Origin of the sequence: Minwuia thermotolerans (assembly GCF_002924445.1) — a bacterium.
GTDB classification, from domain to species: domain Bacteria; phylum Pseudomonadota; class Alphaproteobacteria; order Minwuiales; family Minwuiaceae; genus Minwuia; species Minwuia thermotolerans.
Map to the genome: position 1 here is coordinate 67,009 of NZ_PIGG01000004.1, position 24,075 is coordinate 91,083.

The following is a 24,075-nucleotide window of genomic DNA, read 5'->3' on the forward strand; positions in this document are numbered from 1 at the left end:
CCTACCCCGCGCCCTCAGACGCCCTCTTCGTCCGGGTGCATCAGGCGATGCAGCGGCGCGATGAAATAGCGGACATAGGCGTCGTCCACATTGGCCTGGCTGCGCCCGCGCCAGGCCTTCAGCGCCGCATCGTAGGTGGCGAAGACGCCGACCACGTCGGTCTTGTCGGGCTCCGCCAGCACGTTCTCGCGCGGATCGACCAGCGCGCCGCCGAAGACCAGATAGAGATCCTGCCTGCTCATGTCGCCGCTCCCTCGTTGACGCGGGGTTCATCCGCCATTCAGCCGCGAGGCCTAGCGGATCGGGGCCGTGACCGTACAGGGGCAAGTTGCGCCGCGCACTACCCGGATACGGTCATCGGACACATGTCAGTGCCGAGAATGGCAAGGAAACGGAGAGAACGACAATGAAAACCGCCATCCGCACCATGTTCCTGAGTACGGCCATCGCCATGATGGCCGCGCCCATGATCGCCGCCCCGGCCATGGCGCAGCCCGGCCACTGCCCGCCCGGCCTGGCCAAGAAGAACAATGGCTGCATGCCGCCGGGCCTGGCCAAGAAGCGCTACACGATCGGCGAGCGCCTGCCCTTCGGCGTGCGCTATGTCCCGGTCTACGACTATGGCCGCTACGGCCTGCGCGATCCGGCCGAGGGCCTGATCTACGCCCGCGTCGACGGCGACCTGCTGCTGATGGCCGAAGCCACCAAGCGCGTGATCGACGCGGTCGTGGCGATCGATGCGGCCTCGCGCGGCGCCGGGGACTGAAACGGCGGCCCGCCCCGCTGTGACCGTCCGAATCCGGGCGGTGACAGAGCTGGGGCAAGTGGCGGCGGGGGGTTCCCGCCGCCGGCCGCAGGGGTCAGATTAGGAACAACGGGACGCGAAACGGCGTCGCAACCAGGGAGACCGACAATGAAGACCGCGATCCGGACAAGGCTTGCCAGCACCGCCCTGCTGATGATTGTCGCCGCGGCCGGCGGCCTCGTTTCCCATCTCGCCGGCCACGGTCACCCTGCGGCAGGCCACGGCTGAGGCGGCAGGGGCGAAAGTCAGGCCGGCACAAGAACAACAACAGGATCCGGCCGAACCCACTGGGCCGCACCGTACAAGAGCAACAAAAAGCGAAGCTCGGCCCACCCGATCCCGGCGGAAACCCCGCCGGGATTTTTTTTGTCTGCCGCCCGGATCCGGGCGGCGCGCGCCTTGCGGCTACTCGACCACCTTCCAGCGTTTCGTGTCGAAGACCCGGAGCACCGTGGCCAGGTCGTGGCCGCGCTTCAGCACCCGGCCGTCGCGGCCCACCACCTGGAACATGCCCTGGCGGCGCGCCAGTTTCGGGCGCTTGACGATGCGGTAGAGCGGCGCTTCCGAGCTGCGCTGGTAGACGGCGAAGACGCAGACGTCGCGGTCATGGCCGATGGCGTAGTCGCGCCAGTCGCCGCTGGCGACCATCTGGCCGTAGAGGTCGAGGATGAGGCCGAGTTCCCGTCGGTCGAAGAAGACGTCCATCCTGGCGCCCGGCGCGGCGGCCTGTCCCCGCCGGGCGCCGGAACTGTAGTCATCCAGACTGACCACCTCGCCCATGTCGCACCTCCGTCGCTGTGTGACGGAATGATGGCATGCTCATCCGCGCGATGAAAGGATGGAGGGCAACGGCTTTCCCAGCGGCCCGGGAGCCGCCTCCCATCGCCGGCCCGGCCATCCCCGGGGGGGCGGTTTCAGAGGCGCTTCTGCTGGAAGAACCGGCGCAGCAGTTCCGCGGCGCGGGCCTCGTCGATGCCGGGATAGACCTCCGGCGCGTGGTGGCAGGTGGGCTGCTGGAAGAAGCGCACGCCGTTCTCCACCGCCCCGCCCTTCCCGTCCGCGGCGCCGTAGTAGAGCCGGCGGATGCGGGCGTGGCTGATCGCGCCGGCGCACATGGCGCAGGGCTCCAGCGTGACGTAGAGGTCGCACTCGGTCAGGCGATACCCGCCGAGCGCCTGCCCGGCCTGGCGGAGCGCCAGGATTTCCGCATGGCCCGTCGGATCGTTGCGCCCGACCGTCTGGTTGCCGGCGCGGCCGACGATGCGCTCCGTCGGATGGTGCACCACGACGCAGCCCACCGGCACCTCGCCCCGCAGCAGCGCCGCGCCTGCCGCGTCCAGCGCATGGGCCATGAAACTCGGCTTCTCGAAATCCATGCGGATATTCAACGTCGCGCCGCGCGGCGGCGCAATCGGCTTGTCCGCCGCCCCGGCTTCCGCCCAGACTGGCGGCGCAAACGAACGAAGGGGAGAGCGACCATGAGCAAGGAAATCCTGACCCATCCCGTCATCCAGGAGATCGTCGACAAGGGCCGCGTGCCGCTGTCGCTGGCGACCCGCGGCGGCGGGCTGATCTTCGTCGGCGGCCTGCCGCCGCTGAACCTGGACACGGGCAAGCTGGTCACCGGCAATATCGAGGAGCAGACCACGGCCTCCCTGAACGCGATAAAGACCGTGCTGGAGGCCAACGGCTCCGACATGTCGAAGATCATGAAGACCACGGTCTTCGCGGTGAACGCCGGCATGTTCGACCGGGTGAACGACGCCTACCGCGAATACTTCCCCAGCGAGCCGCCGGCGCGGACCTTCGTCACCGTCGGCTCCTGGCCGTGGCCCTTCGACATCGAGATCGAGGCCATCGCGCTGGCGTAGGCGAGCCGCCAGGGAATTGAAAACAACTGGCGTCCCCGAATGATGTCACCCCCGCCCCCGTGCGGGGGTCCGGAGCGGCTTCGCCGCAAGTCGTCCGATCGCCCGGATGCCCGCACGTTGGCGGGCATGCCACCGGGGAGTGACGGCGCGCCGGCCGGCCGGTCCATCCCCGGCGCGCCGGCTGGACCGCTCTACAGCCCCCGCACCATGAAGTCGGCCATGCGCCGGCTGAAGGCGGCCGGGTCGGCGATGGGCTCGCCCTCGATGATCAGCGCCTGATCGAGCAGCAGTTCCGACGCCTCGGTCAGGGCGTCGTCGACGCCGCCTTCCCGGATCCGTTCGGCCAGGCGGCGGATCAGCGGGTGGCGCGGATTGATCTCCATGATGCGCTTCGAGGCCCGGTCGACCTGCTTGTGGGCCTTCAGCACCCGCTCCAGCCGCAGGTCCATGTCGAACTCGTCGGCGACCAGACAGACCGGACTTTCCTGCAGGCGGCCGGATTCGCGGACGTCCTTCACCTTCTCGCCCAGCGCCTGCTTGATGCCGGCGATCAGGGTCGCGAGTTCGGTCTGGCCGGGCTTGTCGGCCTTGTCCTCTTCTTCGGATGTCTCCGTCTCGCCGCCGGCGATCTTCGAGAGGTCGGCGCCGCCGCGGGTGACCGAGCGGAAGGGCTTTTCATTGTAGGCGGGCCGCACCGAGAGCCAGAAGTCGTCCACCGGATCGGTCAGCAGCAGCACCTCGACGCCCCTGGCGCGGAAGCCCTCGAGCTGCGGGCTCCTGCGGGCCTGTTCCAGGTCTTCGGCGGTGATGTAGTAGATCGCCTCCTGCTCCGGCTTCATGCGGGCGACATACTCGTCGAGCCCGACCAGCCCTTCGCCCGCCGTGGAGTGGAAGCGGGAAAGCTCGAGGATGCGCTCGCCGACCTCCTGATCCTCGTAGATGCCCTCCTTGAGAACCGCGCCGAAGGTCTCCCAGAACTTCGCGAAGCCCTCGGCGTCGTTCTTCGCCTTGCGCTCCAGCTCGGTCAGCACGCGCTTGACGATCTGGCCGCGCATGTGCCGCAGCAGGGGCTCGTTCTGCAGCATCTCGCGGCTGACGTTGAGCGGCAGGTCTTCCGAATCGACGACGCCGCGCAGGAAGCGCATGTAGCTGGGGGCCAGTTCCTCCGCCTCGTCGGTGATGAAGACGCGCTTGACGTACAGCTTCACGCGGTGCTTGCGGTCGGGGTGGAACAGATCGAAGGGCCGCTCGCTCGGCACGAACAGCAGCAGACGGTATTCGACCTTGCCCTCGACATGAGCGTGGATGGTCAGCCAAGGCTCGTCGAAGCCGCCGCCGACATGGTGATAGAATTCCTTGTAGTCCTGCTCGGTGATTTCCGACTTCGGACGGGTCCAGAGCGCCGAGGCCTTGTTGACGGGCTCGTCGGCGTCGTCGGCCATCTCCTCTCCGCCGGCGTGGATGGTGATGGGCCAGGCGATGTGGTCGGAGTAGGTCTCGACGATCCGGCGCAACCGGTCGGGGTCCAGGAACTCCTTCTGGGCCTCGGCGATCTTCAGGACCACGTCGGAGCCGTGGCCGTCGCGCTCGGCATCCTCGATCGTGTAGGCGCCCGAGCCGTCGCTCTTCCAGCGCCAGGCCGTGTCCTCGCCGGCGCGGCGGGTCAGCACCTCGACCTCGTCGGCGACCATGAAGGCCGAATAGAAGCCGACGCCGAACTGGCCGATCACGGACAGGTCGGCGGACTTGCCGCCCTCGAGCTGTTCCAGAAAGGCGGTCGAGCCCGACTTGGCGATAGTGCCCAGGTTCTCGATCAGCTCGTCCCGGGTCATGCCGACGCCGTTGTCGGAGACCGTCAGCGTGCCCGCTTCCCGGTCGACGGCGATGCGGATGCGGAAGGGCTCGGCGCCCTCGGTGAGCGACGGATCGGCGATGGCCAGATAGCGCAGCCGCTCGCACGCGTCGGAGGCGTTGGAGATCAGTTCGCGGAGGAAGATCTCCTTCTCCGAGTAGAGCGCGTTGGTGACGATATGCAGAAGCCTGGTGACTTCCGCCTGGAACTGGAAGTTTTCGGCCGTCATCTTCTTGTTCAGCTTTCCTCTTTCGGTGACGTCACGGTCTCCATCCGGTGGATGAAGTTCTGGGCGGTGAACTCGGCGAACAGATAGGCCCACCCTTCGGCCCTTTCCATGGCCGCCTGCGCCCGCGCTGCGCCTTCTTCCGGGTCGATCACCGGCTTTTCCTCGTCGGGGCCGGTCAGTTCCGGCATGTCGGCGTCCGCCGAGACGCTCTCGGGATCGTGGCGGATGTCGAAGGTGACCCAGTAGGCCGGGTCGCCGTCCGTCTCGAAGCCCGCCTCCTTCGTGCGGACGGTAACCACCATGCCGTTGTCGGCGCGGTAGGTGGTCTTCACGGCGCCGGACATGTCGACTTCCTCGGCGGGGCGGACGTCGGCGAAGGGCAGGAACTCCAGGCTGCGCTGGGCGGCGGTGAGCCGGATATCCTCGGTAACCCGGCCTTCCGGCATGTCCACGGGGCGCAGGTCGCCATAGGGATTGCGCTTCAGCCTGAGCGTCTCGCCGCCGGGATGCTCGACCACGACCTCGCGGATGCGGGCGCGTTCGATCTTCAGCAGCGTCTTGTCCAGCCAGGCCGTCGGATCCTTGCGGATGTCGAAGCGGCTTTCGACCAGCCAGGTGCGGTCCTCGCCCTCGCGGCGGACATAGACCTGCCCGGGCTCGGAGGAGGTGGGCAACTGCTTCGTCTTGCCCAGAATCAGCGCCGCCAGCGTCTCGCCCTCCGCGGTCTTCGCGGTCATGGCGACGGTCTTCACGTTGTCGGCGCTTTCGACCTCCGGGTCGGGGCCGACCAGGCTGAGGCGCTCGTGCTTCGCCGGGTCGGCGGTCTTCGGCGCCACCACGGCGGCCTTGCCCAGCGCCACGGCCGCCTGCTTGACCCGATCCGGATCGGCGGGGTAGCCGCCGCGCTCTGCCATGCGCCAGACGCCGGCGTCGTCGCGGCGGATGGTCCACTGCTCCAGCCCGGTGTCGAAGCCGAGTTCGGCGATGTCGTTGACCCGCGCGGCGAGGCCGGGATAGAGCGGCTCCCCGTAGACGCGCTCGGCGAGCCGCTCGTCGCGCGCGGCCACCAGCCACAGCGCGGCGGCGACGGCCAGGATGGTGACGGCCAGAAGGACGAACCAGCTTTTGGCGCGCATGGTCTCAGACCTCCCTGAGTTGCTGGCTGACGCGGCGGCGATGACGCCGGTAGACCGCAACGCCGATGGCGATCAGCAGCACCAGCGCCGGCATCAGCGCGATGTTGACCAGCTGGATGTCGCTGCGAAGCGCCTCGATATCGCGGCGCAGGCTGTGCTGGACGCCGCGCAGTTCGCGCCTGGTATCGAGCATCCGCTGCTGAAACTCGGCGATGGTCCGCTCCTCCTCGGCGGAGAGCAGCTCCGTGGAACCCTCCCCGGCCCTGGATTGCAGCTCGGCCAGCTTCTTCTCCGTCTCCGAGAGCTGCGCCTCGAGCGCCTCGGCCTCGGCCAGATAGCGCTGCTCGGCCTCGCGGCGCAGTTCCTCGATGCGCGCGAAGGGCCGGTCGCCCTCGGCGCGGCTGCGCAGGCCGATGAGCTCGCTGGAGCCGGTCAGGTTGTCCAGCGCGTTGATCAGGAAGCTGGCGTTGGCGGAGGTCGGCTGCATGACCTCCTCGCCGAACATGTCCTGGCGCTGCACCCAGTAGCGGTCGTCCAGCATGTCCGCGTCGGCGACCACGATCATGTCGACGGGGCCGTCGGACTTCGCCACGTGCTCGGCCTCGACACCCTCCGGCGGACCTTCGGCGAAGGCGGAGCTGACCTCGCCCTTCAGCCGGGCCGCCAGCACGTAGCGCCGGTCATCGGCCTCGAACGCCGACAGCAGCGCCTGCGGATTCGGCCTGAACCGGATCTCCGAGGCGTCGATCAGCATCGAGTCCTGGCTCGACAGCACCAGCGGGCGCAGGTCGACGGTGGCGTCCTCGGCCTGCTCGATATGGCCGATCGAGGGCAGCAGCAGCGGCATCTGCAGCTCGGCCGTGACGACGTCGTCCTGATTCAGCGCTTCCGGGCCGGCGGTGAGCCAGGCCACGTAGTCGACGATGGCGCGGCGGCCCTGCCCGGCATTGACGCGGGTGGCGTAGCCGCGGTCGGCGACCAGGCGGTCGCCGTCGATGCGCAGGCCCCAGGCGTCGAACAGCGCCTTCGGAATCGACGAATGAGTGTCCAGCGGGCTGGGCGGCTGGCCGCCCGGCGGCGGCAGCTGCGCCGCGGTCTCCGAGAACGGGTCGGCGAAGATCACCGCCTTGCCGCCGTTCACGATGAACTGGTCGATGGAATAGAGCTGCTTCGGGGTCAGGTCGCGCGCGTGCAGCAGCATCAGAACGTCCGTGTCGGCGTCCAGCTCCTCCCAGCGCGGGGTCGGCACCCGCACCTCGAAGAACTCCCTGAGCGGGCGCAGGATGCCATAGGCCCGGCTCTGGCCGCGCATCGCCGCCTGGATGCCGCCCGGCCCGAATTCCAGCGGGAAGGAGGTGATGATCGACAGCACCGGCAGGTCGGGGTTGGACAGGCCGTGGATCGTGCGGGTCAGGTCGTATTCCAGGAAGCGCGCACGGTCGGGGGCGAAGAAGCCGATGGCCTCCTGATCGTCGGTCATGTTCTGGCCGACCAGGCCGAAATAGAAGTTCTCGCCCGCAGCGCCCACGGGCACGCCCGAGAGGCCTGCGTCGACGGCGCGGTCCTCGGCCTCGGAGAAGGGCTCGGGGTCGATGATCTCCAGGTTGATCATGCCGTCGGCGACCGCCTCGTACTCCTCCAGCATGTTGATCACGTTCTCGGCGTGGTTGCGCACTTCCGGGGCATTGGAAGCCAGCGAGCGCGAATAGTAGAGCTTCAGCGTCACCGGCTCCTGCAGGCCTTCCAGCAGCTTCCGGGTGCCGTCGGAAAGGGTGAACAGCCGGTGTTCGGTCAGGTCGATGCGCGCCGCGCCCAGCAGGCGGTCGGCGATGACGTTGACCGCCAGGAACAGCGCCGCGGCCAGGACGACGGCGGAGATGTTGATGAAACGCTGGTTCAGCATCGCCGTCATCCCGCCTGCTTCTTGTGTTCGACGACGATCCAGTTGGCGAACAGCCAGACCGCGATCAGGGAAGCGAAATAGACCAGGTCGCGCAGGTCGATCACGCCCTCGACGATGGAATTGAAGTGGACCAGGAAACTGAACCCCGCGATCAGGTCGAGCAGGCTCTGCGGCGCCCAGGCGGCGAAGAACTCCAGCACCAGCGGCGCGCCCGAGACCGTGAAGGCGAAGCAGACCACGGTGGCGACGACAAAGGCGATGACCTGGTTCTGGGTCGTCGCCGACAGGCAGCTGGCGATGGCGAGATAGCCGCCGGCCATCAGCAGGCTGCCGACATAGCCGGCCAGGATGACGCCGTTATCGGGATCGCCCAGGAAATTGACCGTGACCCAGAGCGGGAAGGTCAGCGCCAGGGCGATCGCGGTGAACGCCCAGGCGGCGAGGAACTTGCCGAGCACCGCCGCCGGCACCGAGATCGGCAGGGTGAGCAGAAGCTCGATCGTGCCGGTCTTGCGCTCCTCCGACCACAGCCGCATGCCGATGGCCGGGATCAGGAACAGGTAGAGCCACGGCAGATGGGTGAAGAAGGACTTCAGGTCGGCCTGGCCGCGCTCGAAGAAATTGCCGAGATAGAAGGTGAAGGCCGCCGTCGTCAGCAGGAAGATGACGATGAAGACATAGGCCACGGGGGTGAGGAAATAGCCGGCGAGCTCCCGGCGGAAGACGATCAGCGCGTTCATGCGGCCTTCTCCGTGGGGCCCTCGCGCCCCGATGTGATGCTGCGGAAGACCTCGTCCAGGCGGCCCGGATCGACGTGGAAGGACCGCATCGGCCAGCCGCGCGCGCGGATCAGGCCGGAGACGGCGTCGGCGATCATCGCGCCCTCGGCCGGCAGGGCCGTCAGCCGGCCCGGCGCTTCCTGCTCCACCGCGGCGACGCCGGGCAGCTTCAGCAGGTCCTCGCGGATGGTCTCGAAGTCCGGCGCGCCCTCGCCCTCGATGACGGCGACGACCGCGCCGCGGAAGCGCGAGCGCGCCATCAGCTCGTCGGGCGTGCCGTCGGCCACGACCTTGCCGCGGGCGATGATCATGGCCCGGCTGCAGACCGCCGAGACCTCCTCCAGGATGTGGGTCGAGATGATGATGGCCTTCTCGGGCGAAAGCTCGGCGATCAGGTCGCGCACCTGGTGCTTCTGGTTCGGGTCGAGGCCGTCGGTCGGCTCGTCCAGAATCAGGATCTCCGGGTCGTGCAGCAGCGCCTGGGCCAGGCCGACGCGGCGCTTGAAGCCCTTCGACAGGGTGTCGATGGGCTGGTGCATCACCCGTTCCAGTTCGATGCGGCCGGCGATCTCGGCGATGCGCTCGCGTTTCTTCGCGCCCTTCAGCCCGCGCACGTCGGCGATGAACGACAGATAGCCCGCCGGGGTCATGTCGGGATAGGCCGGCGCGCCCTCGGGCAGATAGCCGATCTTCCGTTTCGCCGCGATGGGGTCGGCCAGGGCGTCGATGCCGGCCACCGTCACCGTGCCCGCGGTGGGGCCGAGGAAGCCGGTGATCATCTTCATCGTGGTGGACTTGCCCGCGCCGTTGGGACCCAGGAAACCCAGCACCTCGCCGCGCTGAACGCGGAAGCTGATCCCGTCGACCGCCGCGAACGGTCCGAAGCGCTTCACCAGATCAGACACCTCTAGCATCGCTGTCACGTGCCCGCTCTCCCCCTTCGACTGCCGCTGGTACGCTGATCCGTCCCGGAGCCGCAACGGACGCCTCCGGTGTTGTCGCGATCGGCTCAGCGCCGGACGGCTAATTAGGCGAACCGCGGCCGCCGTTCAAGACCTGCGCAAACGCAGACGCCGGGGCCGCATGCTGCTAACCTGCCGGAAACGACAAGGGAGGGACGGACATGGGCGCGATCAGGGCGCTGACCTTCGACACCGGCGGCACCATCCTCGACTGGCACGGCGGGGTCTCCGCGGCCTTCGCCGAGGCCGGCCGGAAGCGCGGCATCGAACGCGACTGGGCGGCGATCACCAACGACTACCGCCGCCGCTCGCTGAAGCAGATGCTGAACCACGGCGCCGACGGCCCGGCGCAGTACAACATCGACGACGTCCACCGCGCCATGCTGGACAAGGTCATCGCCGACCACGATCTGGGCGCCCTGACCGGCGAGGACCGGGAGGCGATCTGGTACCGCTGGCACGAGCTGAAATGCTGGCCCGACTTCCCCGCCGCGCTGGCCGATCTGCGGACCAGCCATGTCGTCGCCTCCTTCACCATCCTGTCGACTTCGCTGATCGTCGACACCGCCCGCGCCAACGGCCTGTCCTGGGACGCGGTGATCTCCTGCGAGATGATCGGCATCTACAAGACCCGGCCCGAGTCCTACCGCACGGCGGCGAAGTGGCTCCGGCTCGACCCCGGCGAGTGCATGATGGTGGCCTGCCACAATTTCGACCTGCGCGCGGCCCGCGAGGTGGGCTTCAGGTCGGCCTTCGTGCGCCGTCCCGACGAATGGGGCGCCGAAGGCCCGCCGGATCCGGAGCCGGACCCGGACCACGACGTCATCGCCGACAGCTTCCCCGAGATGGTGGAGAAGGTCAGGGCGTTGTAAGCGGTTCCGGCGCTTGATTGAACCGCCACTCACTCCGCGTGTCGCCCCCGCCTCTGTGCGGGGGTCCGGAGCGGCTTCGCCGCAAATCGATGATTTTCGACCGGATGCCCGCACAAGCCTGCCCCTGACCCCGTTCGGGGGGCGGGCATGACACCGTTCGGGGGTGAACCGGCACGTCCGGCCCTGCGGTTCCATGATTCAGAAGGCGCGCGGGCGAGCCCCGCCATCCCTCGCGTGTCAGCCTGGCCGGAAAAGGAAAGGGCCACGCGATCGCTCGCATGGCCCCTTCGGCAGACGGATCGGCTGGCGCTCCCGTCCGGGACCCGCCGGCCCCGGAACCGCCTGTCCCTGATGCCTAGCGCTTGGAGAACTGGAAGGAGCGGCGGGCCTTGGCCTTGCCGTACTTCTTGCGCTCCACCGTGCGGCTGTCGCGGGTGAGGAAGCCGTTCTTCTTCAGCACCGCGCGCAGTTCCGGCTCGAAGCGCGTCAGCGCCTTGGAGATGCCGTGGCGCACCGCGCCCGCCTGGCCCGACAGGCCGCCGCCGGCGACGGTGACGTAGACGTCGAACTGGCCGTCCCGGCCGGTGATCTGGAAGGGCTGCTGGATGACCTGGCGCAGCACCGGACGGGCGAAATAGGTTTCCACCTCGCGGCCGTTGACGGTGATGCGGCCGACACCGGCCTTGACCCAGACGCGGGCCACCGCGTCCTTGCGCTTGCCGGTGGCGTAGGCGCGGCCGTGCGCGTCGATCTGCGGCTCGACGGGTTCCGGCGCAGTCTCGGTGCCCATGGCCTGGCCCAGGTCGGCGAGATCGGTGACGGCGCCTTCTTCGGCGTTCGGGAGTTCGGTTTCAGCCATGACGCGGCCTACCTCGCATTCTTGTGGTTGAGGGACTTGAAGTCGATGACTTCGGGCTGCTGGCCCTCATGGGGGTGCTCGGCGCCGGCGTAGACGCGCAGGTTCTTGAACTGCTGGCGGCCGAGCGGGCCCTTCGGGATCATCCGCTGGATCGCCTTCTCGACGACGCGCTCGGGATGATCGCCCTCCAGGATGTCGCGGGCGGTGCGGCTCTTGATGCCGCCCGGATAGCCGGTGTGCCAGTAGTAGACCTTGTCGTCGCGCTTGTAGCCGGTCAGCTTGACCTTGCCCGCATTGACGATGATGACGTTGTCGCCGTCGTCCATGTGCGGGGTGTAGCCGGGCTTGTGCTTGCCGCGCAGGCGGTTGGCGGCGAAGGCGGCGAGCCGGCCGAGGACCACGTCCTCGGCGTCGATCAGAATCCACTTCTTCTCGATCGTCGCCGGCGTGGCGGAAAAGGTTTTCATCGCTCTCGTCCTTCAGGGTCGTCGGGGGCCGGGACGCGCACGGACACGCGCGGCCCCGTCGGGGAACCGTTCGAAGGCGCGCTTCTACGCGCGCGCAGAGGCCCCGTCAAGCCCCATCGGCCCCGCTAACGCCCCGGAATACCTGTTTTTTCGGATGGGGTATTATCGGAACACGATGGATTAGCGCCGACGGTTTCGTATCTCCTGATTGAGCCGATCTCGTTGAATTCGAGTCAGCGAAAACGGCAGGCCAAATGAAGCTAGAAACGCAAAAGTTGAAATCCCGGCAAATATATTGAATACAAAATAATAACTATCCCAACTGGCAAATTCAATAATTTCTGTAACGACTAGTAACCCTAAAACTAAAATGTATAAGATAAAAAGAAAATTGAAGCTATGTATTTCTTTTTGTATATCTTTTGCATTTTCGTGGGCCACGCGCCAGTTCCCGGGAATTAGCATGCTTGGGTCACCAACGATAGAAATTACAGCGAACAATGTCGCCGCCAGTATAGAGAATGTTACACCAATATATTCTGAGGGCTTTTCTGAAAGCCTTAATTCATCACCCCAATAATACCCTGCTAATACGGAAACCGTTAAAGACGCGAAAAAATATATAATTCTAGAAAATGATAGATTTTTCATTTTGAATTAACTCTCCAGAATTCCATCGCTATCAAGATTAGTGAGTGTCTCTAACAGCTTACTCTTTACCCCAATGGCATCAACCATTTGCCGATTACCCTCTACTTCATACTCTCTTTTGATTGTCATTTTGTCTTTTGTCAACCTTATACCATTCTTTGTTAATATAGTAAAACCATCAGAATGCGTATCAACAGTGCTGTCAGCCATTGATTTCATTAGTTCCTTGACCATGGGCTTCTTGCAACTTTTGCCAGGCTTTAAAATAAATCTTCCTGAAATATTGGAGGCGGCTTCAATTTCTTCTGTACTCCGTGATTTATTAAAAAATGATGGCTGCCCTTCGCCAATCAATGACTCAAGTGTTTGTTTGAAAGATCCCACTCCCAAATCAATCTCTGCAATCCCACTTTCAAACGCTGCCCGGAATATAGAAGAGTCCAATACTGCTTGAAGCTCAAATTGAGATGCTTCTTCATCATCATGAAATTCATTAACTAGATTTGTTAGCAGAGATGTTATGGGCCCCTCCCGCATTGCGGCATTATGGAGTGTCCAAACAAGGTCGTTTCCACGAACAGCCACGAAAAGTTGCGTATGAATGAATTCTCGGCCGTCAGGCGGATTCGCAGGCTCGGCCTCCGCAAATGGTGCCGTGGCTGCAGCTTGGATGACGGCAGCCGAAGCTCCCTTTTCGAACTTTACCAGATGCAGAAACACAGGTGTTCGGGAAATATCCCGCCGCGCGATAACACAGGAATCTCCATCAGGTAGGCTGAACACTGGCAGGGGATCACCGTCTGCGACATCTTTCAGGCACGAATGTAAGGCACCCTGCAAGGTTCCCTTGAAATCTGAAAACCATATGGCGCGACGGAAATGCGCAGTTTTTATCATCCCTCTCCTCCCCCATTGGTCGTTTATTTATTGTAGACGCAACTTCTACGACGCTCAAGTCCCACTGCAATTCTTGGAACTTCCCCTTCCCCCTCTCCCCCCGCTATCCTCCGCCCGATTAATGCAGGTGCATCACGGCGGGGAGGCGAGGTCCGGTGGACTACGAACAGATCATCTACGAGACGGCGGACGGCGTGGCGGTCGTGACCATGAACCGGCCGGACCGCATGAACGCCATGACCCCGGTGATGAACGGGGAGCTGCGTCACGCCATGCTGGCCGCGAGCGACGATCCGGCGGTGAGGGCCATCGTGCTGACCGGCGCGGGCCGCGGCTTCTGCGCCGGCGCGGACGTCGCCCGGCTGTCCAACACCGCCGCTGGCGGCGGGCGGGAGGCCGAGCCCCTGCCCGTCGCGGGCACCATCGCGAACGGCCTCGACCTGCCGGAAGGCTTCGCGAAGAAATACGCTTGGCTGACCACCGTGCCCAAGCCGGTGATCGCGGCGGTGAACGGCGCCGCGGTCGGCGTCGGCCTGGTCATGGCGCTCTATGCCGACATCCGCATCTGCTCGGCGCAGGCCAAGCTCGGCACCGCCTTCGCAAAGCGCGGACTGGTCGCCGAGTACGGCCTGGCCTGGCTGCTGCCGCGCGTGGTCGGGCCGTCGCGGGCGCTGGACCTGCTCTACTCGGCGCGGCTGGTGGAGGGCGCGGAGGCCGAGCGCATGGGCCTGGTCGACCGCGCCGTGGCGCCGGAAGCGGTGCTGGACGAGGCGAAGGCCTATGCCCGCATGCTGGCCGATGACGTCTCGCCCAGGTCCACGCGGGTGATCAAGGATCTGGTCTGGCGCTCCCTGATCCAGGACATGGACCAAGCCCAGGACCAGTCGCAGACGGAGATGGAGGCGGCGCTGAAATCGGACGACTTCCGCGAAGGCATCGCCGCCTGGCAGGAAAAGCGCCAGCCGAAGTTCCGGGGCGCCTGAGCCGATGGACCTTTCGCCGACGGAGAAGGAACAGGCCTTCCGCGAGGAGGTGCGCGGCTGGCTGGCGGCGAACCTGCCCGCCGACATCGCCGACAAGGTCAAGCGCGGCCTGATGGTGGCGAAGCCGGACATGCTGCGCTGGCACGCCATCCTGCGGGAGAAGGGCTGGCTGGCCCCCAACTGGCCGAAGGCGGCGGGCGGCGCCGGCTTCTCCATCATGGAACGCCACATCTTCGACATGGAATGCCGCCTGGCCCACGCGCCGCCGGCCATGGCCTTCAACTTCCACATGATCGGGCCGGCGCTGATCGCCTTCGGCACCGACGCGCAGAAGGCGCATTACCTGCCGAAGATCCTCTCGGACGCGCACTGGTGGTGCCAGGGCTATTCCGAGCCCGGCGCGGGCTCCGACCTGGCCGGCGTGTCGACCCGGGCGGTGCGCGACGGCGACGAGTACGTCGTCACCGGCTCCAAGATCTGGACCAGCGCGGCGGACGTCGCCGACATGATCTTCTGCCTGGTCCGCACGGACCCGGACGCGAAGAAGCAGGAGGGTATCTCCTTCCTGCTGATGGACATGACCGCGCCCGGCGTCGAGGTGAAGCCGCTGATCGCGCTGAACGGCCGGCGGCTGTGGAACATCGTCACCTTCGACGAGGTGCGGGTGCCGGCGGCCAACCTGCTGGGCCGGGAGAACGAAGGCTGGACCGTGGCCAAGAAGCTGCTGGGCGACGAGCGGCTGTTCGTCTCCCGCGTGTCCGAGAACACGCGCATCCTCTCCATCGTCAAGGAAGTCTGCGCCGCCGAATCCTCGGAGGGCCGGCCGCTGCTGGAGGACCCGGACTTCGCGCTCACGATCGCCGATCTGGAGAGCCGTCTCAAGGCGCTGGAGATGACCTCGCTGCGCATCCTGGCCGAGGCCGATGCGGGCGGGCGGGTTGGCGCCGAGCCCTCCATGACGAAACTGCTGGGCAGCCACATGGTCCAGGACCTGGACGAGGTGCTCTACCGCGCCATCGGCTATTACGGCGCGCCGGATCATTCCGGCTTCCTGTTCCGCGGCGAGAACCAGTTGCCCGTGGGCCCGGATTACGCCGTCGGCATCACCTCGGGCCAGCTCCATCACCGCGGCTTCACCATCGCGGGCGGCACCTCGGAAGTGCAGCGCGGCGTCCTCGCCAAGGCGGTGCTGGGGCTGTAGGGGACAGGGCGAACCGTCTACCATCCACCCGAATCGCCTGAAGGGGGGAGGAAGGCATGAGCGACAGCGAAGGCGCGGCCCGCGTCGGCTACGAGGTGCGCGGCCGCGTGGCGGTCATCACCATGAACCGCGCGCCGGTGAACGCGGTCGACTTCCCCATGATCGACGCCATCCACGACCGGATGCGCGAAGCGGACGCCGACCGCGGCGTCGGCGCCATCGTGCTGGCCAGCGCGGTCGAGGGCATGTTCTGCGGCGGCATGGACCTGAAGATGATCCGCGGCGCCGGCGGCCTCGGCATGCGCGACTTCCTCAACCGCTTCTATCTCGACACGCTGGACCTGCAGGCGAAGCTCGCCAAGCCGACCATCGCCGCCGTCAACGGCCCGGCGCGCGGCGCGGGGATGACGCTCTCCATCACCTGCGACGTCATCGTCTGCGCCGAAAGCGCGAGCCTGGGCTATCCGGAGATCGATGTCGGCGTGCTGCCGGCCATCCACTTCGCCCACCTGCCGGCGGTGATCGGCCGCCACCGCGCCTTCGAGCTGCTGTTCACCGGGGAAACCTTCACCCCCGCCGAGGCGAAGGCGATGGGGCTGGTCAACCAGGTGGTCCCGGACGCCGAACTGATGGACAGCGCCATGGCGCTGGCGGGGACGTTCGCCGCCAAGTCACCGACGGTGATGCGCCTGGGCCGGCAGGCCTTCTGGCGGGCGCAGGACCTTGACTACCGGCGCAACGTCGCCGCCCAGGTGGAGATGATGTGCGCGCTGGCGGAGACCGACGACTTCGAGGAAGGCCTCGCCGCCTTCGCCGAGAAGCGCAAGCCGGACTGGGGGCGGTGACGTCATCCGGGGAACGACCGGCTCACCGCTTCGGCCTTGACCCCGGATCGTTCCGTCAATCGGCTGAACCGCCACTCACTCAGCCTGTCACCCCCGCCTCCGTGCGGGGGTCCGGAGCGGCTTCGCCGCAAGTCGACGGTCCTGACCGGATGCCCGCACGGGGGCGGGCATGACATCGAAGCGGCGGTGAGATACCCGGCGCCGCCGAAAGCCCAATGATCCAGAAGGCGCGCGGGCCAGCCATGCCATCCCTCGCGCGCCACCGGCAGCGACCGCTCACGCCATAACGTCGCAGGCCGGTGTCGCATGTTGACCGGAATCTGTCGCAGCCTATCTTCCGCTGCGGGTCACCTCCCCCCAACGGGAGGCTCAGTACTGGAAGGTACTCAATGCAGAAACCGGAAAGGCGTCCGGCGGCGCCTGAATTCTCGTCCGGTCCGTGCGCCAAGCGCCCGGGCTGGTCCGCCGAAGCCCTGGCCGACGCTGCGCTCGGCCGCTCTCACCGCGCATCCATCGGCAAGCAGAAGCTGAAAGAGGTCATCGACCGCTCGAAGGCGATCCTCGGCATGCCCGAGGACTGGCGCCTCGGCATCGTGCCCGGCTCCGACACCGGCGCCGTGGAAATGGCGCTGTGGTCCCTGCTGGGCCCGCGCCCCGTCGACGTCCTGGCCTGGGAGAGCTTCGGCTCCGGCTGGGTCACCGACGTGATCAAGCAGCTGAAACTGAAGGGCGCCCGCACGCTGGAGGCGGACTACGGCGCGCTGCCCGACCTCTCCGAAGTCGACTGGAGCCGCGACGTCGTCTTCACCTGGAACGGCACCACGTCGGGCGTCTGCGTGCCCGGCGCGGACTGGATCCCCGCCGACCGCGCCGGCCTGGCGATCTGCGACGCCACCTCGGCGGCCTTCGCCATGCCGCTCGACTGGTCGAAACTCGACGTCGTCACCTGGTCCTGGCAGAAGGTGCTGGGCGGCGAGGCCGCGCACGGGATGCTCGCGCTGTCGCCGCGCGCCGTCGAACGGCTGGAGAGCCACACCCCGCCCTGGCCGATGCCCAAGGTCTTCCGCCTGACCAAGTCCGGCAAGATCAACGAGGGCGTCTTCAAGGGCGAGACCATCAACACGCCCTCCATGCTGGCCGTCGAGGACGCGCTGGACGCCCTGAAATGGGCCGAGAGCATCGGCGGACTGGACGGCCTGATCGGCCGCACCCGCGCCAATCTCGACGCCATGGCCGATTGGGCCGGGCGGACGGACTGGGTCGACTTCCTGGCGAAGGACCCGGCCAGCCGCTCCTCCACCTCGGTCTGCCTGGCGATCACCGACGACTGGTTCGCCGCGCAGCCGGCCGACGTGCAGAAGGACATCCCGAAGCGGATGGCCACGCTGCTGGAGAAGGAGGGCGTCGCCTACGACATCAACGGCTACCGCGACGCGCCGCCCGGCCTCCGGATCTGGTGCGGCGCCACGGTCGAGACCGGCGACGTCAGGGCGCTCTGTCCCTGGCTCGACTGGGCCTACGCCACCGTCAAGGCCGACATCTCCGGCTGAATACACCCCGCAACGCCGGTCACCCCCGCCTCGTGCGGGGGTCCGGCTCCGGCGCCGCCACTTCACCGCAGCAACCGGATGCCCGCACGGGCGGGCATGACGTCCGAGCGAAGCGGCCGCCGTCAGTGAAATGCCATTCCGCAGCGATTGCGGTCTGTTCCAGGAAAGGAACATCCCATGCCCAAAGTCCTGATTTCCGACAAGATGAGCCCGCTCGCCGCCGAGACCTTCCGCCAGCGCGGCGTCCAGGTCGACGAGAGGCCCGGCCTCTCCAAGGAGGAGCTGCTCGAGATCATCGGCGAGTATGACGGCCTCGCCATCCGCTCCGCCACCAAGGTCACCGCCGACGTGCTGGCTGCCGCCCCGGGCCTGAAGGTCATCGGCCGCGCCGGCATCGGCGTCGACAATGTCGATGTCGAGGCCGCGACCGCCGCCGGCGTCTGCGTCATGAACACGCCCTTCGGCAACTCCATCACCACCGCCGAGCACGCCATCGCCATGATGATGGCGCTGGCCCGCCAGATCCCCCAGGCCGACCGCTCCACCCAGGCCGGCAAGTGGGAGAAGTCCAAGTTCATGGGCGTCGAGGTGACGGCCAAGACCCTCGGCATCATCGGCTGCGGCAATATCGGCTCCATCGTCGCCAGCCGCGCCCAGGGCCTGCGCATGAGGGTGATCGCCGCCGACCCCTATCTCTCCGTCGAGCGCGCCAAGGAGATCGGCGTCGAGAAGGTCGAGCTGGACGAGCTCTACGCCCGTTCCGACTTCATCAGCCTGCACACGCCGCTGACCGACCAGACCCGCAACATCATCGACGCCGCGACCATCGCGAAGATGAAGGACGGGGTGCGCATCATCAACTGCGCCCGCGGCGGCCTGGTGGTCGAGGAAGACCTGCGCAAGGCGCTCGATGACGGCAAGGTCGCCGGCGCGGCGATCGACGTCTTCCTCAAGGAGCCGGCGAAGGAGAACGTGCTGTTCGGCCAGCCCGACGTTATCACCACCCCGCACCTGGGCGCCTCCACCACCGAGGCGCAGGTCAACGTCGCCCTGCAGGTGGCCGAGCAGATGTCGGACTTCCTGCTCGACGGCGCGGTTTCCAACGCGCTCAACATGGCCTCCGTCACCGCCGAGGAGGCGCCGCGGCTGCGCCCCTACATCAAGCTGGCGGAACAGCTGGGCGGCTTCATGGGCCAGACCCTGCAGAGCTCCATCAAGACCGTCCGCATCGCCTATCAGGGCCGGGTGGCGAAGCTGAACGTGAAGCCGCTCTCGGCGGTGCTGCTGCAGAACCTGCTCAAGCACCAGATGGACTCGGTCAACATGGTCAACGCCCCCGTGCTGGCGCAGGACCGCGGCATTCACGTGGTCGAGGAGCGCGACGAGACGCCGGGCAACTACCAGACGGCGATCCGGCTGTTCGTGGAAACCGAGAACGGTGCCCGCGGCATCGGCGGCACGCTGTTCGCCGGCGACATGCCGCGCATCGTCGAGATCGACACGATCTCGCTGGAGGCGGAATTCGGCGAGAACATGCTGTTCATCCGCAATCTGGACAAGCCGGGCTTCATCGGCCGGCTCGGCATGCTGCTGGGCGACGCCGGGGTCAATATCGGCACCTTCCACCTGGGTCGCGCCAACGGCAACGCCGTCTCCTTCATCGAGGTCGACGGCCCGGTGCCCGAGGCGGTGCTGAAGCAGGTCGCCGGCCTGAAGGACTACGTCCAGCGGGTCCACGCCCTCAGGTTCTAGGTCGTTCCGCTGTTTGATTGAACCGCCATTCACTCGGCGTGTCACCCCCGCCTCTGTGCGGGGGTCCGGAGCGGCTTCGCCGCAAGTCGATGATCTTGGCCGGATGCCCGCACAAGGCGGGCATGACACCAAAGCCCCAGTGGCTATTCAATCTCCTCAAGGTTTGCTCTGAGGGCGCGGGTCAGCGTCGGTGCGATCCCCCACCCTGCCCTCCCCCTGACCAAGGGGGAGGGTGGACCGGCCCGCCGGCGCCGAACAGAAAAACCCCGCGGGTTGCGGCCCGCGGGGTTCATTCGTTCGCGCCGGTGGCGGAGCGGTCAGTTGCCGGGCTGCGGCTCCGGCTCCATGCCGCCGTCGTCGGGCTCGCCCTCATGGCCATCCGTTTCGGGCACGGCCGAGGCCGGGCCGGCCTTGGGCTTGTTGTCGGTCCTGTCCTCGGGACGGTCGATGTTCTCGCCGCGCTTCAGCGCCTGGATCTCGTCGCCCGAGAGGGTCTCGTACTCCAGCAGCGCCTGGGCCACGCGGTGCAGCAGGTCCAGGTTCTCGGTGAGAATGCCCCGCGCGGTCTCCAGCGCCTCGTCGATCAGGCGGCGGATTTCCTCGTCGATCTGCTCGGCGGTGTGCTCGGAGATGTTCTTCTGCTGGGTCACCGAGTGGCCGAGGAAGACCTCCTCCTCGTTGGAGGAGTAACGCACCATGCCGACCTTGTCGGAATAGCCCCATTCGGTGATCATCCGCCGCGACAGGCCGGTCGCCTGCTGGATGTCGCTGGCGGCGCCGGTGGTGATCTTGTCCTTGCCGAAGATGATCTCCTCCGCCACGCGTCCGCCCATGGCCACCGCCAGGTGGGCGATGAGCTGGTCGTAGCGCATGGAGAGCTGGTCCTTCTCCGGCAGGCGCATGACCATGCCCAGCGCGCGGCCGCGCGGGATGATGGTCGCCTTGTGGATGGGGTCCGAGCCCGGCATGAAGATGCCGACGATGGCGTGGCCCGCCTCGTGATAGGCGGTCAGCTTCTTCTCGTCCTCGTCCATGACCATGGAGCGCCGCTCCGCGCCCATCATGACCTTGTCCTTGGCGTCCTCGAACTCGGTCATGGTGACCAGACGCTTGTTCTTGCGCGCGGCCAGCAGCGCGGCCTCGTTGACCAGGTTCTGCAGGTCGGCGCCGGAGAAGCCGGGCGTGCCGCGGGCGATGATGCGCGCGTCCACGTTCGGCGCCAGCGGCACCTTGCGCATGTGCACCTTCAGGATCTTCTCGCGGCCCAGGATGTCGGGCAGCGGCACCACCACCTGGCGGTCGAAGCGGCCGGGGCGCAGCAGCGCCGGGTCCAGCACGTCGGGGCGGTTGGTGGCGGCGATCAGGATCACGCCCTCGTTGGCCTCGAAGCCGTCCATCTCGACCAGCAGCTGGTTCAGGGTCTGCTCGCGCTCGTCATTGCCGCCGCCGAGGCCCGCGCCGCGGTGCCGGCCGACGGCGTCGATCTCGTCGATGAAGATGATGCAGGGCGCGTTCTTCTTGCCCTGTTCGAACATGTCGCGCACGCGGCTGGCGCCGACGCCGACGAACATCTCGACGAAGTCGGAGCCCGAGATTGTGAAGAAGGGCACGTTGGCCTCGCCGGCCACGGCGCGCGCGATCAGCGTCTTGCCGGTGCCGGGCGGTCCGACCAGCAGGCAGCCCTTGGGGATGCGGCCGCCGAGCCGCTGGAACTTCTGCGGGTCCTTGAGGAACTCGACGATCTCCTCGAGCTCCTCCTTGGCCTCGTCGACGCCGGCGACGTCCTCGAAGGTGACGCGGCCCTGGCGTTCGGTCATCAGCCGGGCCTTGGACTTGCCGAAGCCCATGGCCTTGCCGCCGCCGCCCTGCATCTGGCGCATGAAGAAGATCCAGACCGCGATCAGCAGCAACATCGGGAACCAGGACACGAAGATGGAGAACAGCGCGCTGCCCTCCTCCCGCGGCTTGGCGTCGATGTCCACGCCGCGGTCGCGCAGCGTGTCGATCAGCGTCGGGTCCGAGGGCGCATAGGTCTGGAAGGGCTGGCCGCCCTGCAGATGGCCGGAGATGTTGTTGCCTTCGATGGTGACGTCGCGGACGCCGCCTTCCTCGACCTTGGTCAGGAACTGCGAATAGGTGAGCTGCTGCCCGGTGGTGTTGTTCGAGGGGCTCTGGAACAGGTTGAACAGCGCCAGCGCGAGCAGCGCGATGATGATCCAGAGAGCAAGGTTTCTTCCGAAGGGTGCCACGTGTTTCCCGTTTCGATCATGTCATCAGGGCGCCGGCCGCTCCGGCGGAGAGACCGCCAGTCTCGGCGCACCTTTGCTAGATAAGCGTTAAAGCGTTTCGGGCAAGCAGGCGCAAGGGCCGATCTTTCGCCGCGCGCCTCCGTGGATCAGAGTTGATCGCCGCGTGTGGACCGCGCCTCCGCCGCCACGCTCAACGCCGTCCGGTCCAGCGCCAGCACCGTGCCGCCCACCGTGACCCGGCGCTGGGTCTCCAGCCGCGCCATGGCGTCCTCCAGCCGGCCGAGCGGCGCGCGCGCGCCCGCCACTTCCCGGATCGCGCGGTCGAGCACGCGCAGCGCCATCTCCTCGGGCAGGGCCCGCCAGCCGGCGGGGTCCAGCACCAGCGGCCGCGCCGACGGGTCGGCGCAGAGCGCCGCGAAGGCGTCGCCGGCGGCGGTCTCCAGCGCGTCGGCGGCCCGCGCCGCGCGCCGCGCCAGCCGGCCCAGCCGGCGGCGGAGACGGCCGTCCTCGTCCAGTTCCGCCAGCCAGCCGTCCAGCCGGTTGCGCTCGAACTCGGGGCTGTCATTGCCGGGATCCTCGATCCAGTCGTCGCCGGCGTCGCGCAGCAGCGCCAGCAGATCGGCCCGCGCCACGCCCAGCAGGGGCCGGATCAGGCGCAGGCCTCCGCGGCGGCTCTCGGGCCGCATCGCCGCCAGCCCGTCCAGCCCGCTGCCGCGCCTGAGACGCATCAGCACCGTCGCGGCCTGGTCGTCCCGGTGGTGGCCGATGAACAATTCGCCAGCGCCGTACGCGCGGCACCAGTCGAGGAGCAGCGCGTAACGCGCCTCCCGCGCGGCTTCCTGCAGCCCGGAGCCGGGGCGGGCGCCCTGCCGGGCGAGCACCGCCGCGTCGACGCCCAGCGCCCGCGCCCTGCGCGCCGCCAGCTCGGCCTCCGCCGCCGATTCGGACCGCAATCCGTGATCCACGACCAGGGCGCTGACCCGCCGTCCGCTTTCCGCGGCCCAGTCCCGGGTCAGGCGCAGCAGCGCGGTGCTGTCGGGGCCGCCGGAGAACGCCACGGCGACGTGCGGACCCGCCGGCGGCAGGGCCGCGAGCGCGGCCCGGAAGGCCGCCGCCGGACCGCCGTCAGCAGCCCGCCCGGCGGCGCTCACTGTCGGCGCGCCGCAACAGGGTCTGCGCGGCGTCGGGGTAGCGGTCCCGCAGCTCGTCGAAGACCGCGCAGGCGTCCTTGTTCTGGCCCAGCTTGGTCAGCGTCATGCCGAGCTTCAGCAGGTTGTCGGGCGCTTTCGAGCTGCCGCGGTATTTCTTGTAGCCCTCCAGAAAGGCCCCCGCGGCGCTCTCGTAGTCCTGCTGGACATAATAGGTCTCGCCCAGCCAGTACTGGGCGTTGCCGGCCAGCTCGTGTTCCGGATAGCTGGCAAGGAAGCCGCTGAAGGCGGACTCGGCCTCGCCGAAGCGCTTCGAGCGCAGCATGTCGAAGGCAGCGTTGTAGGCCTCCTGCGGGGTGCCCCCGGCGGCGGCCGGCGTCTCGACGGGCCGCGCCGGCGCGGCCAGCGCCGCGCTCTCCGACCCGCCAGCGGCGCCGTTCTCCGCCGGCGCCGGCACGCGCTCCAGCGCCTCCGGCGAGACCGTCCCGAGATTGCGCGGACCCGGCGCGACGCCGCCGGCGCTGCTGTTGGAACCGTCGCCGGCCGGACCCTGGCCCGCGGCCGGCGGCGCGCCCCCGCCGGCGGCAAGATTGCGTTCGATGGCGGTCAGTCGGAAATCGATGTCGGCGACCAGCTTGTCCATGCGGTCGTTCAGCCGCCGCACCGTGAAGTCGATCTCCTCGAGCCGGTTGGTGAGTTCCCGGATCTCGGTTTCCAGCGCCTGCACCTTCAGCCCGGCAGCCGCCCTGTCATCGCCGGATGGCGGCGCTGTCGCCGCGGCCCCGGCGCTGTCCGACGGCAGGGGCCTGCCGCCCAGCACATGGGCCTTGAGGTCGTTGATGCTGCGCTCCAGGCGCTGCACCCGGTCCTGCAGCGGCGCGAGGTCCTGCGCCGACGCCGGGACCGCCGGCAGGGCCAGCATCGCCGCCGCGGCGGCGAGCGCAAAAGGTCGAACAGCGGATATCATCGCGTCTCCTTCTTCGATCGCCCCCCGCGGACCCGCATCCGCGGGCGGGGTCCCTCCCGGCCCCCGCCGCGAATGCGTTCAGCTCGCCTGCCCGTTG

The 24,075-nt window shown here is 67.6% G+C and carries 23 protein-coding genes; 8 read left to right on the forward strand and 15 right to left on the reverse strand.

Annotated elements, in window-relative coordinates:
* Positions 1–14 precede the first annotated feature (14 nt).
* The gene (locus tag CWC60_RS00390) at positions 15–242 is read right to left on the reverse strand and encodes a DUF4170 domain-containing protein (RefSeq protein WP_109792082.1); all 228 of its coding nucleotides are present in this window, start codon (positions 240–242) and stop codon (positions 15–17) included.
* Positions 243–406: 164 nt separating this feature from the next.
* On the opposite strand from CWC60_RS00390, the gene CWC60_RS00395 reads away from it, so the two are divergent.
* On the forward strand, positions 407–766 hold the full coding sequence (locus CWC60_RS00395; protein ID WP_109792083.1) for an RcnB family protein: 360 nt from the start codon (positions 407–409) through the stop codon (positions 764–766).
* 444 nt (positions 767–1,210) lie between these two features.
* Here the strand turns inward: CWC60_RS00395 and CWC60_RS00400 are convergent, their stop codons facing one another.
* Positions 1,211–1,585, reverse strand: a complete 375-nt coding sequence (locus CWC60_RS00400) for a DUF2794 domain-containing protein (protein ID WP_109792084.1) — start codon at positions 1,583–1,585, stop codon at positions 1,211–1,213.
* A 134-nt stretch (positions 1,586–1,719) separates the two neighbouring features.
* Positions 1,720–2,181 (reverse strand): nucleoside deaminase, encoded by a 462-nt coding sequence (locus CWC60_RS00405; protein ID WP_241147880.1) that lies wholly within the window; start codon positions 2,179–2,181, stop codon positions 1,720–1,722.
* 102 nt (positions 2,182–2,283) lie between these two features.
* Here CWC60_RS00405 and CWC60_RS00410 point away from each other — a divergent pair, with 102 nt between their 5' ends.
* On the forward strand, positions 2,284–2,676 hold the full coding sequence (locus CWC60_RS00410) for a RidA family protein (RefSeq protein WP_109792085.1): 393 nt from the start codon (positions 2,284–2,286) through the stop codon (positions 2,674–2,676).
* 191 nt (positions 2,677–2,867) lie between these two features.
* Here CWC60_RS00410 and htpG read toward each other — a convergent pair whose 3' ends face one another.
* The 5 genes from htpG to CWC60_RS00435 are packed head-to-tail and all read right to left on the reverse strand — an operon-like array spanning position 2,868 to position 9,489.
* On the reverse strand, positions 2,868–4,757 hold the full coding sequence (gene htpG, locus CWC60_RS00415) for a molecular chaperone HtpG (RefSeq protein ID WP_109792086.1): 1,890 nt from the start codon (positions 4,755–4,757) through the stop codon (positions 2,868–2,870).
* Between the two features lie 8 nt (positions 4,758–4,765).
* The gene (locus CWC60_RS00420; protein ID WP_109792087.1) at positions 4,766–5,893 is read right to left on the reverse strand and encodes a DUF4340 domain-containing protein; all 1,128 of its coding nucleotides are present in this window, start codon (positions 5,891–5,893) and stop codon (positions 4,766–4,768) included.
* 4 nt (positions 5,894–5,897) lie between these two features.
* Positions 5,898–7,805, reverse strand: coding sequence for a GldG family protein (locus tag CWC60_RS00425; protein WP_109792088.1), 1,908 nt, complete (start codon positions 7,803–7,805; stop codon positions 5,898–5,900).
* Complete coding sequence (locus CWC60_RS00430) at positions 7,802–8,536, reverse strand: ABC transporter permease subunit (protein ID WP_109792089.1); 735 nt, start codon at positions 8,534–8,536, stop codon at positions 7,802–7,804. Before CWC60_RS00430 ends, CWC60_RS00425 begins: the two co-directional genes overlap by 4 nt.
* Positions 8,533–9,489, reverse strand: coding sequence for an ABC transporter ATP-binding protein (locus tag CWC60_RS00435; protein ID WP_109792090.1), 957 nt, complete (start codon positions 9,487–9,489; stop codon positions 8,533–8,535). The genes CWC60_RS00430 and CWC60_RS00435 overlap by 4 nt, the downstream gene beginning before the upstream one ends.
* A gap of 209 nt (positions 9,490–9,698) precedes the next feature.
* Between CWC60_RS00435 and CWC60_RS00440 the strand changes: the two genes are divergently transcribed.
* Positions 9,699–10,409, forward strand: coding sequence for an HAD-IA family hydrolase (locus CWC60_RS00440; protein ID WP_109792091.1), 711 nt, complete (start codon positions 9,699–9,701; stop codon positions 10,407–10,409).
* A 355-nt stretch (positions 10,410–10,764) separates the two neighbouring features.
* Here CWC60_RS00440 and rpsI read toward each other — a convergent pair whose 3' ends face one another.
* From rpsI to CWC60_RS23180, 4 genes are all read right to left on the reverse strand, one after another.
* Complete coding sequence (gene rpsI / locus CWC60_RS00445) at positions 10,765–11,199, reverse strand: 30S ribosomal protein S9 (RefSeq protein ID WP_109792159.1); 435 nt, start codon at positions 11,197–11,199, stop codon at positions 10,765–10,767.
* Between the two features lie 77 nt (positions 11,200–11,276).
* Positions 11,277–11,735 (reverse strand): 50S ribosomal protein L13, encoded by a 459-nt coding sequence (gene rplM, locus CWC60_RS00450; RefSeq protein ID WP_109792092.1) that lies wholly within the window; start codon positions 11,733–11,735, stop codon positions 11,277–11,279.
* Positions 11,736–11,915: 180 nt separating this feature from the next.
* Complete coding sequence (locus tag CWC60_RS23175) at positions 11,916–12,386, reverse strand: hypothetical protein (RefSeq protein WP_125182696.1); 471 nt, start codon at positions 12,384–12,386, stop codon at positions 11,916–11,918.
* Between the two features lie 6 nt (positions 12,387–12,392).
* Positions 12,393–13,283, reverse strand: coding sequence for a hypothetical protein (locus tag CWC60_RS23180; protein ID WP_125182697.1), 891 nt, complete (start codon positions 13,281–13,283; stop codon positions 12,393–12,395).
* A 155-nt stretch (positions 13,284–13,438) separates the two neighbouring features.
* Here CWC60_RS23180 and CWC60_RS00455 point away from each other — a divergent pair, with 155 nt between their 5' ends.
* The 5 genes from CWC60_RS00455 to serA all read left to right on the forward strand — a co-directional run bounded on the left by CWC60_RS00455 (position 13,439) and on the right by serA (position 19,614).
* Entirely contained in the window at positions 13,439–14,266 is an 828-nt protein-coding gene (locus CWC60_RS00455) for an enoyl-CoA hydratase-related protein (RefSeq protein WP_109792093.1), read from the forward strand.
* A gap of 4 nt (positions 14,267–14,270) precedes the next feature.
* Entirely contained in the window at positions 14,271–15,467 is a 1,197-nt protein-coding gene (locus tag CWC60_RS00460; RefSeq protein ID WP_109792094.1) for an acyl-CoA dehydrogenase family protein, read from the forward strand.
* A gap of 56 nt (positions 15,468–15,523) precedes the next feature.
* Positions 15,524–16,312, forward strand: a complete 789-nt coding sequence (locus tag CWC60_RS00465; RefSeq protein WP_109792095.1) for an enoyl-CoA hydratase/isomerase family protein — start codon at positions 15,524–15,526, stop codon at positions 16,310–16,312.
* Positions 16,313–16,701: 389 nt separating this feature from the next.
* A complete protein-coding gene (locus CWC60_RS00470) occupies positions 16,702–17,862 on the forward strand; it encodes a phosphoserine transaminase (protein WP_109792096.1) in 1,161 nt (386 codons plus the stop codon).
* Positions 17,863–18,039: 177 nt separating this feature from the next.
* The gene (serA, locus tag CWC60_RS00475) at positions 18,040–19,614 is read left to right on the forward strand and encodes a phosphoglycerate dehydrogenase (protein WP_109792097.1); all 1,575 of its coding nucleotides are present in this window, start codon (positions 18,040–18,042) and stop codon (positions 19,612–19,614) included.
* A gap of 317 nt (positions 19,615–19,931) precedes the next feature.
* Here serA and ftsH read toward each other — a convergent pair whose 3' ends face one another.
* The 3 genes from ftsH to ybgF form a co-directional block, all read right to left on the reverse strand.
* Entirely contained in the window at positions 19,932–21,863 is a 1,932-nt protein-coding gene (gene ftsH, locus CWC60_RS00480; protein WP_109792098.1) for an ATP-dependent zinc metalloprotease FtsH, read from the reverse strand.
* 146 nt (positions 21,864–22,009) lie between these two features.
* Entirely contained in the window at positions 22,010–23,014 is a 1,005-nt protein-coding gene (gene tilS, locus CWC60_RS00485; protein WP_109792099.1) for a tRNA lysidine(34) synthetase TilS, read from the reverse strand.
* Positions 22,989–23,978 carry a tol-pal system protein YbgF gene (ybgF, locus tag CWC60_RS00490; RefSeq protein ID WP_109796328.1) on the reverse strand — a complete coding sequence of 330 codons (990 nt, stop codon included), beginning with the start codon at positions 23,976–23,978 and terminating at the stop codon, positions 22,989–22,991. The genes tilS and ybgF overlap by 26 nt, the downstream gene beginning before the upstream one ends.
* Between the last annotated feature and the right edge of the window lie 97 nt (positions 23,979–24,075).

What these genes read in the sequence shown, in the direction of transcription:
- CWC60_RS00390 (WP_109792082.1), bottom strand. Translation starts at nt 242, where the DNA reads ATGAGCAGGCAGGATCTCTATCTGGTCTTCGGCGGCGCGCTGGTCGAT.
- CWC60_RS00395 (WP_109792083.1), top strand. Translation starts at nt 407, where the DNA reads ATGAAAACCGCCATCCGCACCATGTTCCTGAGTACGGCCATCGCCATG.
- CWC60_RS00400 (WP_109792084.1), bottom strand. Translation starts at nt 1,585, where the DNA reads ATGGGCGAGGTGGTCAGTCTGGATGACTACAGTTCCGGCGCCCGGCGG.
- CWC60_RS00405 (WP_241147880.1), bottom strand. Translation starts at nt 2,181, where the DNA reads ATGGATTTCGAGAAGCCGAGTTTCATGGCCCATGCGCTGGACGCGGCA.
- CWC60_RS00410 (WP_109792085.1), top strand. Translation starts at nt 2,284, where the DNA reads ATGAGCAAGGAAATCCTGACCCATCCCGTCATCCAGGAGATCGTCGAC.
- htpG (WP_109792086.1), bottom strand. Translation starts at nt 4,757, where the DNA reads ATGACGGCCGAAAACTTCCAGTTCCAGGCGGAAGTCACCAGGCTTCTG.
- CWC60_RS00420 (WP_109792087.1), bottom strand. Translation starts at nt 5,893, where the DNA reads ATGCGCGCCAAAAGCTGGTTCGTCCTTCTGGCCGTCACCATCCTGGCC.
- CWC60_RS00425 (WP_109792088.1), bottom strand. Translation starts at nt 7,805, where the DNA reads ATGACGGCGATGCTGAACCAGCGTTTCATCAACATCTCCGCCGTCGTC.
- CWC60_RS00430 (WP_109792089.1), bottom strand. Translation starts at nt 8,536, where the DNA reads ATGAACGCGCTGATCGTCTTCCGCCGGGAGCTCGCCGGCTATTTCCTC.
- CWC60_RS00435 (WP_109792090.1), bottom strand. Translation starts at nt 9,489, where the DNA reads ATGCTAGAGGTGTCTGATCTGGTGAAGCGCTTCGGACCGTTCGCGGCG.
- CWC60_RS00440 (WP_109792091.1), top strand. Translation starts at nt 9,699, where the DNA reads ATGGGCGCGATCAGGGCGCTGACCTTCGACACCGGCGGCACCATCCTC.
- rpsI (WP_109792159.1), bottom strand. Translation starts at nt 11,199, where the DNA reads ATGGGCACCGAGACTGCGCCGGAACCCGTCGAGCCGCAGATCGACGCG.
- rplM (WP_109792092.1), bottom strand. Translation starts at nt 11,735, where the DNA reads ATGAAAACCTTTTCCGCCACGCCGGCGACGATCGAGAAGAAGTGGATT.
- CWC60_RS23175 (WP_125182696.1), bottom strand. Translation starts at nt 12,386, where the DNA reads ATGAAAAATCTATCATTTTCTAGAATTATATATTTTTTCGCGTCTTTA.
- CWC60_RS23180 (WP_125182697.1), bottom strand. Translation starts at nt 13,283, where the DNA reads ATGATAAAAACTGCGCATTTCCGTCGCGCCATATGGTTTTCAGATTTC.
- CWC60_RS00460 (WP_109792094.1), top strand. Translation starts at nt 14,271, where the DNA reads ATGGACCTTTCGCCGACGGAGAAGGAACAGGCCTTCCGCGAGGAGGTG.
- CWC60_RS00465 (WP_109792095.1), top strand. Translation starts at nt 15,524, where the DNA reads ATGAGCGACAGCGAAGGCGCGGCCCGCGTCGGCTACGAGGTGCGCGGC.
- CWC60_RS00470 (WP_109792096.1), top strand. Translation starts at nt 16,702, where the DNA reads ATGCAGAAACCGGAAAGGCGTCCGGCGGCGCCTGAATTCTCGTCCGGT.
- serA (WP_109792097.1), top strand. Translation starts at nt 18,040, where the DNA reads ATGCCCAAAGTCCTGATTTCCGACAAGATGAGCCCGCTCGCCGCCGAG.
- ybgF (WP_109796328.1), bottom strand. Translation starts at nt 23,978, where the DNA reads ATGATATCCGCTGTTCGACCTTTTGCGCTCGCCGCCGCGGCGGCGATG.